The following is a 13,559-nucleotide window of genomic DNA, read 5'->3' as shown; positions in this document are numbered from 1 at the left end:
GCCAATCCAATGCCCCTTCACTACATCTATCTTGTCCTGGCCGTTGCTGCCGAGACTATCGGCACCACCGCGCTGCAGGCCAGCAACCAGTTTACGCGCGTAGGACCGACGCTGCTGGTGGTATTGGCATATGGTGTAGCGTTTTTCTTTCTTGGGATCGCTTTGAAGTACATCCCCGTCGGCATCGCCTATGCCCTTTGGTCGGGGTTGGGGATTCTTCTGATTGCCTTGATTGGTTTTGCGGTGTTTGGGCAGCGCCTGGACCTGCCTGCCATCGTTGGGCTTGGGTTGATCATCGCAGGTATCGTGGTGATCCAGCTCTTCTCGAAGACGGCAACACACTAACCCTTTCATTCTGCATTGCGGCGCTATATGGGCCGGGCAACAACTCATGAGGCCCGTCCATGGATCTGCGCAACATCGCTATCATCGCTCACGTCGACCACGGCAAGACCACGCTTGTGGACGAATTGCTGAAACAGTCCGGCACGTACCGCGACAACCAGGCCACAACCGAACGGGCCATGGACAGCAATGACCTTGAGCGCGAGCGCGGGATCACCATCCTGGCCAAGGCGACATCGGTCGAATGGAAAGGCACGCGCATCAACATCGTGGACACACCCGGCCATGCCGATTTCGGCGGCGAGGTCGAGCGTATCCTGTCCATGGTCGACGGTGTTGTCCTGCTGGTGGATGCCGCCGAAGGACCGATGCCGCAGACCAAGTTCGTAACCTCCAAGGCCTTGGCGCTGGGCCTGCGCCCCATTGTCGTTCTGAACAAGGTCGACAAACCCGATGGAGAGCCGGACCGCGCGCTTGACGAATGCTTTGACCTCTTTGCCAACCTTGGTGCGGATGATGACCAGCTTGATTTCCCGGCGATGTACGCTTCGGGCCGCTCAGGTTGGGCAGACATGGAGCTAGATGGCCCGCGCAAGGACCTTTCGGCGCTGTTTGATCTGATCGTGGATCACGTCCCTGCCCCGGCACAAGTCGCAGCCAAGGACGAACCCTTCCGCATGCTGGCAACCACTTTGGGATCGGACCCGTTCATTGGCCGTATCCTGACGGGCCGTGTCGAATCCGGAACTCTGAAAGCAGGCGAAACCGTCAAGGCGCTCAGCCGCGATGGCACGTTGATCGAAAACTTCCGCTGCACCAAAATCCTCGCCTTCCGCGGGCTGGGCCAGCAGCCTATCGATCTGGCCGAGGCGGGCGATATCGTCACGCTTGCAGGCATGTCAAAGGCGACCGTAGCCGACAGTATCGTTGCGACATCTGTATCCGACGCCTTGCCCGCACAACCCATCGATCCACCAACCATCACCGTCACCTTTGGCATCAACGACTCGCCCCTGGCGGGACGTGACGGCAAGAAGGTCCAATCCCGCGTGATCCGCGACCGCCTGATGAAAGAGGCGGAATCGAATGTTGCCATCAAGATCACGGACACTGCGGGCGGCGACGCCTTCGAAGTGGCAGGCCGCGGCGAATTGCAAATGGGTGTTCTGATCGAAAACATGCGCCGCGAAGGGTTTGAGCTGAGCATTTCGCGCCCGCAAGTGCTGTTTCAAGAGATCGATGGCGTCCGCCACGAACCGATCGAAGAAGCCACGATTGACGTGGATGACGAGTATTCAGGCGCCGTTATCGAAAAGCTGACCGGCGTACGTAAAGGCAACCTGGTCGAGATGAAACCCGCAGGCGCGGGCAAAACGCGCATCGTGGCCCATGTGCCGTCGCGCGGCTTGATCGGCTATCATGGCGAATTCCTGACCGACACGCGCGGCACCGGTGTGCTGAACCGCGTGTTCCATGAATGGGCACCGCACAAGGGGCCGATCCCGGGACGCCGCGCAGGCGTTCTGATCTCGATGGAGAATGGCCAATCCGTTGCCTTTGCCTTGTGGAACCTCGAAGAGCGCGGGCGCATGTTCATCGGCGCGCAAGCCGACGTTTACACCGGCATGATCATCGGCGAGCACAGCCGGGACAACGACCTGGAAGTGAATCCGTTGAAAGGCAAAAAGCTGACCAACGTCCGCGCCTCGGGGACTGACGAAGCCGTGCGCCTGACCACACCTATCACCATGTCGCTGGAAGAGGCGATTGCCTATATAGATGACGACGAGTTGGTCGAGGTGACACCGAACGCCGTGCGGCTGCGCAAGCGGTATCTGGATCCGCATGAACGGAAGCGGATGGCGCGGGCGTCATAAGGGCGGACTGGGGGCCAGCCCCCAGACCCCCGAGGTATTTTTGGCCAGAAGAAGACCTATTCCGTGGTCTCTACAATCAGAAGTTCGCGCTCGGATGCACCGCGGGCGTGTTCAAGTGCGGCCTGATACGCATCGGAATGATAGCAGCGTTCGGCAGTTTCCACGTCGGGGAATTTAGCGACAACGTTGCGCGGGCGATCCTTGCCCTCTAGCTGCACATAGCAGCCGCCGCGCGCGATGAACGTTCCCCCATGATCGGCGATCGCAACCGTCGCGCCTGCGGCGTATTTCTTGTACGCCTCTTCGTCAGTGACGGTGACATGTGCAATCCAGAGTGCTGGCATCTTATCCTCCCATGACCGCTTTGGCCGCTGCGATGGCGGCGTCCGCGTTTGCTGCATCCTTGGCCCCGCCCTGGGCCATGTCCGGGCGACCACCGCCACCCTTGCCGCCCAGTTCCACCACGGCGGCCTTGACCAGATCAACCGCGTTCACACTGTCGGTCTTGTCCTGCGTGACACCGGCGGCCACGGCCACTTTGCCATCGGCATCCGCGATCAGAAGGATCGCACCGGTGCCCATGCGGCTTTTGTGTTCATCAATCAAAGCAGGTAAATCCCGGCCTGTCACACCGCTCAGCACCTGTGCGAGGAACGGCGTTCCGTTCACGTCCTCGGCCTCGGGTGCGGCTTGTCCGCCTCCCGCCATGGCCAGATCACGGCGCAGCTGCGCCACTTCGGCGGCCAGCGCCTTGCGTTCATCCATCAGCGCCTTGACCCGGGATGGCACATCCTGGGCCTGCGCTTTCAGTTCGGTGGCCGTTTCCGTCAACAGCTGATCCTGACCGCGCAGATAGTCCATGGCCGCCTGCCCCGTCAGCGCCTCGATCCGACGCACGCCGGCGCTGGATGCGCTGTCACCCAGGGTGACAAAGGCGCCAATGTCGCCCGTCTGACGCACATGCGTGCCGCCGCACAATTCAAGCGAATAGGTATCGCCGCTGATGCCTTTGCCCGATCCAGCTTCGGTACCCATGGACACCACACGCACCTCATCACCGTATTTTTCGCCGAACAGCGCTTGCGCCCCCAGGTCACGCGCATCATCGGGCGTCATGATTCGCGTCTCAACCGGTGCGTTCTGGCGGATATAGGCGTTTACCTCAGCCTCGACCGTGTTCAATTCTGCAAGGCTCATCGCCTTGCCATGGCTGAAGTCGAAACGAAGGCGGTCCGGCGCATTGAGCGACCCGCGCTGCGCCACGTGATCCCCAAGCGCCTTGCGCAGCGCTTCGTGCAGCAGGTGTGTCGCCGAGTGGTTGGCCCGGATTGTCGTGCGTCTCGCGTGGTCCACTTCAAGAACAGCTGCTTCACCCTTGGAAATGCTTCCTTTTACCACCTCAGCGATATGAACAAAGACATCGGCCGTCTTGCGTGTGTCGATCACACGCGCCTCACCATTTTCCGTGCGGATGATGCCGGTATCACCGACCTGACCACCGCTTTCTGCGTAGAATGGCGTTTGGTTGAAGGCGATATGCACCTTTGCGCCCGTATCCGCCTTGTCGACCTGCGCAGCGTCCATCACGAGGGCAACGATCTGCCCTTCGGTGGTTTCGCTGTCATAGCCAAGGAACTCGGTTGCGCCGCTGGCCTCGGCCACGTCGAACCAGACAGTTGCATCTGCCGCTTCGCCCGAGCCGGACCACGCGGCACGCGCCTTGGCTTTCTGTTCGGCCATGGCGGCGTCAAAACCGTCCGTGTCCACCCCACGCCCCTTCTCACGCAAGGCATCCTGCGTCAGGTCAAGCGGGAAGCCATAGGTGTCATAAAGCTTGAAGGCCGCTTCACCCGACAGGTCCGCGCCGTCGGCCAGCCCGGCCAACTCGTCATCCAGCAGCTTCAGGCCCCGGTCGAGGGTCTGTTTGAACCGGGTTTCCTCGGCCTGCAGTGTTTCAGTGATCAACGCCTGCGCCTGCCCCAATTCCGGGTAGGCCGCGCCCATCTGCTGCACCAACGCAGGCACCAGCCGGTACATGACCGGGTCCTTGGCCCCCAAAAGGTGCGCATGCCGCATCGCGCGGCGCATGATCCGGCGCAGCACGTATCCGCGCCCGTCATTCGACGGCATCACGCCATCCGCAATCAAGAATGAGGTCGAGCGCAGGTGATCTGCAATCACCCGGTGATGCACGTTCTGATCGCCATAGGGATCAACGCCCGTCGCATCTGCAGAGGCTTCGATCAGCGACTTGAACAGGTCCGTATCGTAGTTGTCGTGGCTGCCTTGAAGCAGGGCCCCAATGCGCTCCAGCCCCATACCGGTATCGATGGACTGCATCTCCAGATCGATCATAGACCCATCTTCGAACTGCTCGTTCTGCATGAAAACAATGTTCCAGATCTCGATAAAACGGTCGCCATCCTCCTCCGGGCTGCCGGGCGGGCCGCCCCAGATATGATCGCCGTGATCATAGAAAATCTCGGTGCACGGACCGCAGGGACCGGTCGGGCCCATTTGCCAGAAATTGTCAGACGTCGCGATACGGATAATCCGGTCTTCGGGCACGCCAACCTTCTTCCATATCTCGAACGCCTCATCATCCGTGTGATACACGGTGACATAAAGCCGTTCCTTGGGAATCCCGAATTCGCCCGTGATCAGGTTCCACGCGAAGGGGATCGCTTCGTGCTTGAAGTAGTCGCCGAAGCTGAAATTGCCCAGCATCTCAAAAAATGTGTGGTGGCGCGCAGTATATCCTACGTTATCGAGGTCATTGTGCTTGCCCCCAGCGCGCACGCATTTCTGAGCTGACGTGGCGCGGGTATAGTCGCGTCGCTCAAGCCCGGTAAACATGTTCTTAAACTGAACCATGCCCGAGTTCACGAACATCAGCGTGGGATCGTTGCGCGGGACCAGTGGGCTGGACGGCACGACCGCATGCCCTTGTTTTTCAAAGTAATTCAGAAAAGTCGAGCGGATGTCATTGAGCGATGGCATGGGCATGGTCCCGGGGCGTCAGATCAGTTGTCTTGACATAGCCCCGAGGGCGGACAGTGTCCACAAACGAAACGGGGCGCTGCAGGTGCAACGCCCCGTTCTGAATATACCTGAACCGACGGATTACCCTTGCAGGCGCGCCAGCCCTTTATGCATCACGCCTCAAGAATATCGTCGTCCCCGACCTGTTCATTTTCCGGCATATCGAAGTCGAGCCCGTGTGCCGCGCGGATCTTGTCCTCGATCTCGTAGGAGATGCGATTGTTCTCCTTCAGGAAGGTCTTGGCATTCTCCCGCCCCTGCCCGATCCGTTCGTCCCCGTAGCTGAACCAAGATCCCGACTTTTCAACCACACCTGCCTTGACGCCAAGGTCCAGGAGTTCGCCCATTTTCGAGATACCTTCACCATACATGATGTCGAACTCTACCTGCTTGAAAGGCGGGGCCACTTTGTTCTTGACGACTTTTACCCGAGTGGCGTTGCCAACAACTTCGTCCCGATCCTTGAGAGAACCGATCCGCCGAATGTCGAGACGTACGGAGGAATAGAATTTCAGCGCGTTGCCACCCGTGGTGGTTTCGGGCGAACCAAACATGACGCCGATCTTCATCCGGATTTGGTTAATGAAGATCACCATGCAGTTCGAGCGGCTGATTGAACCTGTCAGCTTGCGCATGGCCTGGCTCATCAGGCGAGCCTGCACGCCGACACTTGAATCGCCCATATCGCCTTCAAGTTCCGACTTGGGTGTCAGAGCCGCCACAGAATCAACGATGACCATGTTCACCGCACCAGAGCGCACCAACGTGTCGGTGATCTCAAGCGCTTGTTCGCCGGTGTCCGGCTGCGAAATCAGCAGCTCATCAATGTTCACACCCAGCTTCTTGGCGTATTGCGGGTCAAGCGCATGTTCTGCATCAACAAAGGCACAGACGCCGCCAGCCTTCTGTTGTTCGGCCACACAGTGCAGGGTTAGCGTGGTTTTACCCGAAGATTCGGGCCCGTAGATTTCGACAATCCGGCCCATGGGCAAGCCGCCAATGCCAAGCGCAATGTCGAGGCCAAGCGATCCGGTCGAGCTGGCCTTGATATCCTGGATGGCGTTTTCATCGCCAAGTTTCATGATCGACCCCTTGCCGAACTGCCGTTCGATCTGAGCCAGGGCACTGTCGAGCGCCTTTTGTTTGTCTGCCGATTTCTTGTTTGTCATGGTCAAAAGGTCTGCCGTTGCCATTGCTTTGGTCCTTTGTGTCATACCCGCCGGGGGGCGGCAATCACTGCCGCAACTGCTTTAATGTTCCCCTTGTGTTCCTTATGAGATCAAATCGAGAACATTTCAATAAATTTCTATACACCTACCTTTTGTCGGCACGGGTTAAGGAGTAGTTTACGATCCAAAGCAAAGTGGACAAAAAACGAAACGAGGCGGGACATGCTGGTGTTTTACAAGGCAAGGCTGGCGTTTCTGGCCACGCCCAAGACAGGCACCTCTGCTTATGAAACCGCGCTGGCACCTCACGCGGATCTGGTGATTTCGGAACCACCCGCGCTGAAACATGCACCGGTGTATCGCTACAACCGCTTCATCCGCCCCATGTTCCTGAATGTTTGCGAAGTCGAACTGGATGTAATGGCTGTTATGAGGGAACCCATCAGTTGGCTCGGCAGTTGGTGGCGATATCGGCAACGCCCATTCATGGAAGGCAATCCAAACGCCACCCATGACATTAGTTTCGATAACTTCGTGCTTGCTTACATGAAGGGCAGGAAACCCGAATTCGCGGATGTCGGAAGCCAGTACAAGTTTCTTGAACGTCAGCCGAATGGAACGGGTGTGACACACCTCTTCCGGTACGAAGATCAGGAGCGACTGCAATCTTTTCTGAGTGAACGACTTGGCGTGACCTTTGAATTGGGCCAGGAAAACGTCTCACCCACGCGCGAACTGGAATTGTCATCGGACGTTGAAAAGCGTTTTCGCCGGAAGTTCGCGGAAGAGTTCGCTCTCTATGAAAGCATTCCTGCCACCTGACCTCTTCAGTGCAATTGTTGGTGGACCGTCTCTGCAAGATCGTTGAGGGAGAACGGTTTTGGCAGGAAGACCGAGTTCGGAATCTCTCTCTGTTGATCAGTAAGCCGATCTTCGGCGTAGCCCGAGACAAAGACAACACGTACATCAGGACGTTCTTGCAGCGCTTCACGCACCCAAGATGGGCCATCTTTTCCCGGCATGACAACATCGGTCACAAACAGATCGACATTCAATGACACATCTTCGAGCGTTTTGAGCGCTGCTTCGGCTGAATCGGCTTCAAGCACTGTATAGCCTCGCAAACGCAGTGCCCGACTGGCAAAGGCGCGCACAGGCGCCTCATCTTCGACCAGCAGAATCACACCATCGCCATGTTTCGGCTCTGCAACCTGGATGGGCGCCTTTGCGACAGGTGCCTTTGATGTCGTTACTTCGAGGACAGGGAACATAATCGAAAAACAGGTGCCCTGCCCCAGCGTGCTGTCGACAAAGATGAAACCGCCCGTCTGTTTCACAATCCCGTAGGCAGTAGAAAGCCCCAGCCCGGTACCTTCTCCGGTCTTTTTCGTTGTATAAAACGGCTCGAATACTTTTTGCAGCTTGTCGGCTGAAATGCCGACGCCCTGATCTATGACGCGCAGGCAAACATAGTCGCCCGCAGGTACACTCACCTGATCGCGTTCCAGTGGTTCGGACAAGGTCATGCACTCGGTATCAATCTGTATCTCGCCGCCGTCAGGCATCGCGTCACGCGCGTTTACGACAAGGTTCATCAACACCTGCTCCAACTGCCGTTTATCGGCGCGGATAGGCTTCAGAACCGGGTCGTGTGACAGGTTCAGGGTGACTTTTTCCCCGACGAGGCGATTTAGAAGATGCGTGAGGTCGGACATCGTGTCGCGCAGGTCAAGCTCTTCCGGGCGTAACGTTTGCTTGCGGGAGAACGCCAGCAATTGACCGACCAAAGCGGCAGCACGGTTGGCATTCTGATTGATCTGCACCAAGTCACTATAGTCCGGATCGCCTTGATCGTGGCGTAACAACAGCAAGTCGCAATGGCCCGAAATGGCCGTCAGCAGATTGTTGAAGTCATGGGCTACACCGCCCGCAAGCTGTCCGATCGCCTGCATTTTCTGGCTTTGTACAAACTGTGCTTCAAGCGTCTTGAGTTCGGTCGCATCCGCCAAAACTGCGATCACCGAAACTTCGCCATCATCGTTCATGCGGTTGAGTGCGACCTGCACAAACATTTCCTTGTCTGAGCGGGTGAGCCTAAGAAATTCCGACTGTTGGACTGCTCGCCCCGATGCCGTTTCCTCAAGCCAATCGCTGATCGGTCGACCAAGTCCAGCCATCAAAGCCGAGATGTGTTTTCCTTCGGCAAGGCTTGTTCCGATCAGGTCTGACGCACAGCGATTGAATCCACGCACCTCTCCATCCGGAGAAAACCGAACCAGTGGTACGGGTAAATCCTCAAGAGATGTCCAACTGCCCGCCTTGCCCTCATCATCGGTCGGGGGTGGTAAAAGGTAATATGCATGCCGACCTGCGCCCGCATCGACTTGCGTGACAAGAACGTCCACCGCTCCATCATTGTTCGTCAAAGAGTTTACAGATCCCAACCGCACCGGGATCTGTTCAAAAACGGCTTCAAGCGTTTTGACGCGCCCGCCAACAAGTTTACGCGCGCTCTCGTTCATATAAAGTACTGCACCCGTTCGCCCCACCATCAACATGGGAAGGCCCGGACCGTCGGTACCACGGCCTTGGCCCGTGTCCGGCGCAGCTTCAAGCCGCCAGAGCAGCGTATCGTCTTTCATTTCATGTACAGCGAGACGCATGTGTCCCTTACGGGTCACGATATCCTCGCGTGCAGCTCCGTCGATTCCGGCCTGATTTTTGAGCCGAAACAGGATTCCGCCCGGATTTGCGAATGTATTCCGCAAGGTTCCTGCCAACGTCTCCCCCCGACGGGTAGCATAGGCCTGACGCGCGGCTGCATTGGCCTGCAACACTTCGCCGTCGGTGGTACAGACAAAGCTGGGGGACGCATCCTTTTCAATAAAGGCTGCGATAGTGGATATTGTGTTTTCATGGCGCGATCTGGATTTGCGCGCCAGAAACGTGGCGGCAAAGCCAAGGCCCATCACAGCAAGCGAAGCTGCGAGCAACCCCATCTGGATCAAGCGTTCGGGCGCAAGCACGCCCATAACCCCCAACAGAACCGACGCACCCAAAAGGCTGACAGCACGATGCGAGCCCTCCTTTTCAGGGTGTGTCAAACTGAATGACGATCGCGCGCTTTCGGACACCAGGCACCTCATCCTTGTCGATTCGTTGTGCCTTTCTGCGACCAAAACGGTTAACTGGCTCTTAAACAGTGTCCGTTTCTGCGTATGAGAGACACGACGCTTAAGGCGAAGTATCTCAGCACGATAAACCTGAGGTTGAGTAAGGCCTATTCAACCCTCGCGTGTCAAGCGTGCAGCAAAGAACCCATCGCCCGATGCATCAACCGGCCAACGGTTTGTCCTAAGCAGTCGAAACTGTGAAGTAGTCGCTGTGAAGTTTTGCACCCGCTTTTCGTTTTCGCTCTGCAAAACAGAGCATGTCGCATAAACAAGCGTGCCACCTGGTGCGACATGTTTCGCCGCTTGGGTCAGAATTTCACTCTGCGTTTGCGTCAGGGCATCCAGCCGGTCCTGCGTCAGGGCCCACTTTGCATCGGGCGCGCGTCGCCAAGTGCCTGATCCAGAGCAAGGGGCGTCTATGAACACCAGATCGAACTTGTCGCTTGGCATCAGGCGCTCTGGCGGACAGATCATGATCTTGTGTCCCCCTCGCGTTGCCCGGTTGGGAAGATCACCCATCCGAGCCATATCAATATCGCTTGCAGTGACAGACCAACCGAGCGCAGCCATGGCCAGTGCTTTGCCGCCGCCTCCGGCGCACATGTCCAACGCACGCCCGGGTGTTCCAAGGTCAGCAACCGCTGCTTGGCTTGAAGCATCCTGCATTTCGACCCGACCGTCGGCATAGGCTTTGGAGCTTCGAATACGTCGGGCGCCATCGGTCACGGTCAAGGCTGTCGCAGCACGTGGATTGGCTGCGGTCGTGATGCCGTCCCCGATCAAGGCCGCCTGCACGTCTGAAACAGTCGACTTCGACAGGTTCACGCGCAAGGTCACCGGCGCACGTTCTGTCAAAGCCAGCGCGGTCTGTTTGGCATCCACTTCCAGACTGCGCTCGAAGACCGGTACCAACCAGTCCGGAAGATCCCAAGCTACGCCCTTGGGTTCGAGCGGCCCGCTGCTTGCGCGTTCGAGATCAGACAGCGGCGCAGGCGCGTGTCCTTGCCCATCAAACAGCGTGTCCGGGTCGATGCCTTGGTCGCGCAATCGACCGATCAGACGCGCGCGCGCGGTTTCGGCCCCGCCGCGCGCAGCATCGCTGCGCCAGTGTCGCAGGACATCAAAAACATGATCGCGAACCGCTGCACGGTCCTTGGATCCGGCAAATCGGCTGGCACGAGCCCAGCGGGTGAGTGCACGCTCGGCAGGCTGCCCGCCTTCAATTGCATCAAGTATCTCGATGGCCGCAGCCACGCGTGCGCCGGGTGTCATGGAACTATATCAACATAAATTTCGCACCAGAACGCATTGTTTTATCACATAACTCTATAGTTAGGAGACTCGCGCGTAATCTGTACATCGTGCACGTGACTTTCCTTGAGGCCCGCGCCAGTGATTTTGACGAAGTTGCAGTTCTTACGCATCTCATCAACGGTTGCACAGCCGGTGTAGCCCATCGCAGCCCGCAAACCACCGACAAGCTGGTGGATCACTGTACCAGCTGACCCCTTGTAAGGCACCTGTCCTTCGATACCTTCGGGCACCAACTTGTCGCTGGCAGCGTCCTTTTGGAAGTAACGGTCAGCGGACCCGCGCGCCATGGCGCCGAGGCTGCCCATGCCGCGATAGGATTTGAAACTACGTCCTTGATAAAGGATGACCTCGCCTGGGGATTCGTCAGTGCCCGCAATCATACTGCCAACCATGGCGCAGGATGCACCCGCCGCGATGGCCTTGGCAAAATCGCCCGAGAACTTGATGCCGCCATCCGCGATAACGGGCACATCGCCTGCCGCTGCGGCACAATCCATGATCGCTGTCAGCTGCGGAACACCTACGCCAGCCACCATCCGCGTCGTGCAGATTGACCCCGGCCCGATACCAACCTTCACGGCATCTGCACCTGCATCGATCAGCGCACGTGTAGCTTCGCTCGTGGCCACATTGCCCGCAACGATCTGTACTTCGTTGGATAGATTCTTGGCCCGGCGCACCGCCTCGGCCACGCCTTCGGAATGGCCGTGGGCCGTGTCGATCACGATCATGTCGACGCCCGCATCCACCAAGGCCTGCGAACGTTCAAAGCCCGCGTCGCCAACGGTCGAGGCGGCCGCCACGCGCAAGCGTCCCAGGTGATCCTTGCACGCTGTCGGGTTCAAAACTGCCTTTTCGGTATCCTTGAGCGTCAGCAAACCCGTGAGCTTGCCGTCAGCATCCGTCACCAGCAGCTTTTCGATCCGACGTGCCTTCATCAGGCTGATGGCCTCATCGCGGTCAGCGGGTTCGTGCAGGATAGCAAGGTCTTTCGTGGTCATCATGACCGACACGGGCGTAGCGTCATTTTCGGCAAAGCGCATGTCGCGATTGGTTACGATCCCGACGACGCGCCGATTTTCGTCAACCACAGGAAAGCCGGAGAAGCCGTAGCGTTCTATGAGCGCGCGCGCATCGGCAAGGGTCTGATTGGCGCTGAGGGTGATCGGATTGTAGACGATCCCACTTTCGAACCGTTTCACCCGCCGGACTTCTTGCGCCTGCGCTGCGATGTCCAAGTTGCGGTGCACAACGCCCATGCCCCCGGCCTGAGCCATCGCGATGGCCATGCGCCCCTCGGTCACGGTGTCCATGGCCGAGCTGAGCAGCGGAATATTCAGGTCGATGCTACGGGTGACCCGTGTACGGGTATCTGCGGTGTTGGGCAGCACGTTGGACGCTGCCGGAACCAGAAGAACATCATCGAAGGTGAGCGCCTCGCGAATCTCCATGGGGGTCTCCTTGGGAAGGTTCGTTTGACGCCTCCCTATTTCATGGACCTGCAAAAATGGAAAGGGGGCAAATCGGGCGCTTGCCTCGGGACATAAGCCTCAGCAGAGTGCGCGCATGACGAACACATACGATACCGGCCGCCTGAACCTGCCCTTTGTCGGCATCTCAACCTTCGGCAAACGCCCCTATGTCGAAGATTGGAGCAAGTTAAGCGCCGATGTCGCCATTCTGGGGGCGCCCTTTGATGCTGGAACGCAATGGCGGTCCGGTGCCCGGTTCGGCCCGCGGGCGGTGCGCGAGGCGTCCACTCTGTTCAGCTTTGGCCATGCCGGCGCCTATGATCATGAGGACGACGCGACCTATCTGCCCGAAACCGTGCTCATCGTCGATATGGGCGACGCGGACATCATCCACACGGATACGGAAGGCAGCCACGCCAACATAGAAGCAGGCGTGCGGGCCGCCTTGGCCGCAGGTGCCCTGCCCGTCACCATTGGTGGTGATCACTCGGTCAACATCCCCTGCATCCGGGCCTTTGACGGTCAGGGTGACATCCATATCCTCCAGATCGATGCGCATCTGGATTTTGTCGACGAACGCCACGGCGTACGGCATGGTCACGGCAACCCCATGCGACGCGCGGCAGAGTGTGACTATGTGACCGGGCTGACGCAGGTCGGTATCCGCAATGTCAGCTCGACCGCCAAGGAGGGCTACGATGATGCGCGCGCGGCGGGGTCGGACATCCTCTCGGTCCGTCAGGCGCGCGCGCTTGGGGCCAAGGGAGTGATTGACCGCATCCCCGAAGGCGCGCGGCTCTATATCACCATCGACATCGATGCCTTCTGTCCCTCGATCGCGCCGGGCACCGGCACACCCAGCCATGGCGGTTTTCTGTACTATGATGTGCTTGAGATGCTGCAAGCAGCGGCCAAGCGGCACGATATCGTGGGCATTGATCTGGTTGAAGTTGCGCCGGATTATGACCCCACAGGGTCCACGACCATTCTGGCCGCACAGGTATTGATGAAACTGCTGGGCTTCATCTTTCACACTCGCGGAACCAATTGACGCGTATGGGGGCCAGCCCCCTCGGCGCAAAGCGCCTCACCCCCGAGGTTATGCGTATTCCATTGCCTCTGTTTTATTCTCTGAGAAGATAGGGGCGGTCGGTTTCCTTGATGGCC

Annotated in this window: 10 protein-coding genes; 4 read left to right on the top strand and 6 right to left on the bottom strand. The window is 58.4% G+C overall.

Annotation, left to right across the window (positions count from 1 at the left end; all coding sequences use genetic code 11):
* Positions 1–9 precede the first annotated feature (9 nt).
* Both Q1A75_RS15190 and typA read left to right on the top strand, forming a co-directional pair.
* Positions 10–345, top strand: a complete 336-nt coding sequence (locus tag Q1A75_RS15190; RefSeq protein ID WP_299547298.1) for an SMR family transporter — start codon at positions 10–12, stop codon at positions 343–345.
* 59 nt (positions 346–404) lie between these two features.
* Complete coding sequence (gene typA / locus Q1A75_RS15185; protein WP_299547295.1) at positions 405–2,222, top strand: translational GTPase TypA; 1,818 nt, start codon at positions 405–407, stop codon at positions 2,220–2,222.
* Between the two features lie 56 nt (positions 2,223–2,278).
* On the opposite strand, the gene Q1A75_RS15180 is transcribed toward typA, so the two are convergent.
* From Q1A75_RS15180 to recA, 3 genes are all read right to left on the bottom strand, one after another.
* Complete coding sequence (locus tag Q1A75_RS15180) at positions 2,279–2,566, bottom strand: DUF1330 domain-containing protein (RefSeq protein WP_299547292.1); 288 nt, start codon at positions 2,564–2,566, stop codon at positions 2,279–2,281.
* Position 2,567: 1 nt separating this feature from the next.
* Positions 2,568–5,222, bottom strand: a complete 2,655-nt coding sequence (gene alaS, locus Q1A75_RS15175; protein WP_299547289.1) for an alanine--tRNA ligase — start codon at positions 5,220–5,222, stop codon at positions 2,568–2,570.
* 155 nt (positions 5,223–5,377) lie between these two features.
* The gene (recA, locus tag Q1A75_RS15170) at positions 5,378–6,457 is read right to left on the bottom strand and encodes a recombinase RecA (RefSeq protein ID WP_299547286.1); all 1,080 of its coding nucleotides are present in this window, start codon (positions 6,455–6,457) and stop codon (positions 5,378–5,380) included.
* Between the two features lie 198 nt (positions 6,458–6,655).
* Between recA and Q1A75_RS15165 the strand changes: the two genes are divergently transcribed.
* Positions 6,656–7,255: a gamma-glutamyl kinase gene (locus Q1A75_RS15165; protein ID WP_299547283.1), complete on the top strand. Its 600-nt coding sequence runs from the start codon at positions 6,656–6,658 to the stop codon at positions 7,253–7,255.
* Between the two features lie 5 nt (positions 7,256–7,260).
* Here the strand turns inward: Q1A75_RS15165 and Q1A75_RS15160 are convergent, their stop codons facing one another.
* The 3 genes from Q1A75_RS15160 to guaB all read right to left on the bottom strand — a co-directional run bounded on the left by Q1A75_RS15160 (position 7,261) and on the right by guaB (position 12,371).
* A complete protein-coding gene (locus tag Q1A75_RS15160; protein WP_299547467.1) occupies positions 7,261–9,465 on the bottom strand; it encodes an ATP-binding protein in 2,205 nt (734 codons plus the stop codon).
* A gap of 252 nt (positions 9,466–9,717) precedes the next feature.
* Positions 9,718–10,878, bottom strand: a complete 1,161-nt coding sequence (locus Q1A75_RS15155; protein ID WP_299547280.1) for an RsmB/NOP family class I SAM-dependent RNA methyltransferase — start codon at positions 10,876–10,878, stop codon at positions 9,718–9,720.
* Between the two features lie 44 nt (positions 10,879–10,922).
* On the bottom strand, positions 10,923–12,371 hold the full coding sequence (guaB, locus tag Q1A75_RS15150; protein WP_299547277.1) for an IMP dehydrogenase: 1,449 nt from the start codon (positions 12,369–12,371) through the stop codon (positions 10,923–10,925).
* Positions 12,372–12,486: 115 nt separating this feature from the next.
* Between guaB and speB the strand changes: the two genes are divergently transcribed.
* Positions 12,487–13,443, top strand: a complete 957-nt coding sequence (gene speB / locus Q1A75_RS15145) for an agmatinase (protein WP_299547274.1) — start codon at positions 12,487–12,489, stop codon at positions 13,441–13,443.
* Positions 13,444–13,559: the final 116 nt, after the last annotated feature.

Origin of the sequence: uncultured Tateyamaria sp., from assembly GCF_947504105.1 — a bacterium.
GTDB lineage: Bacteria > Pseudomonadota > Alphaproteobacteria > Rhodobacterales > Rhodobacteraceae > Tateyamaria.
The sequence above is the reverse complement of the archived record's forward strand: the minus strand, read 5'-3'. Positions and strand labels throughout refer to the sequence as shown.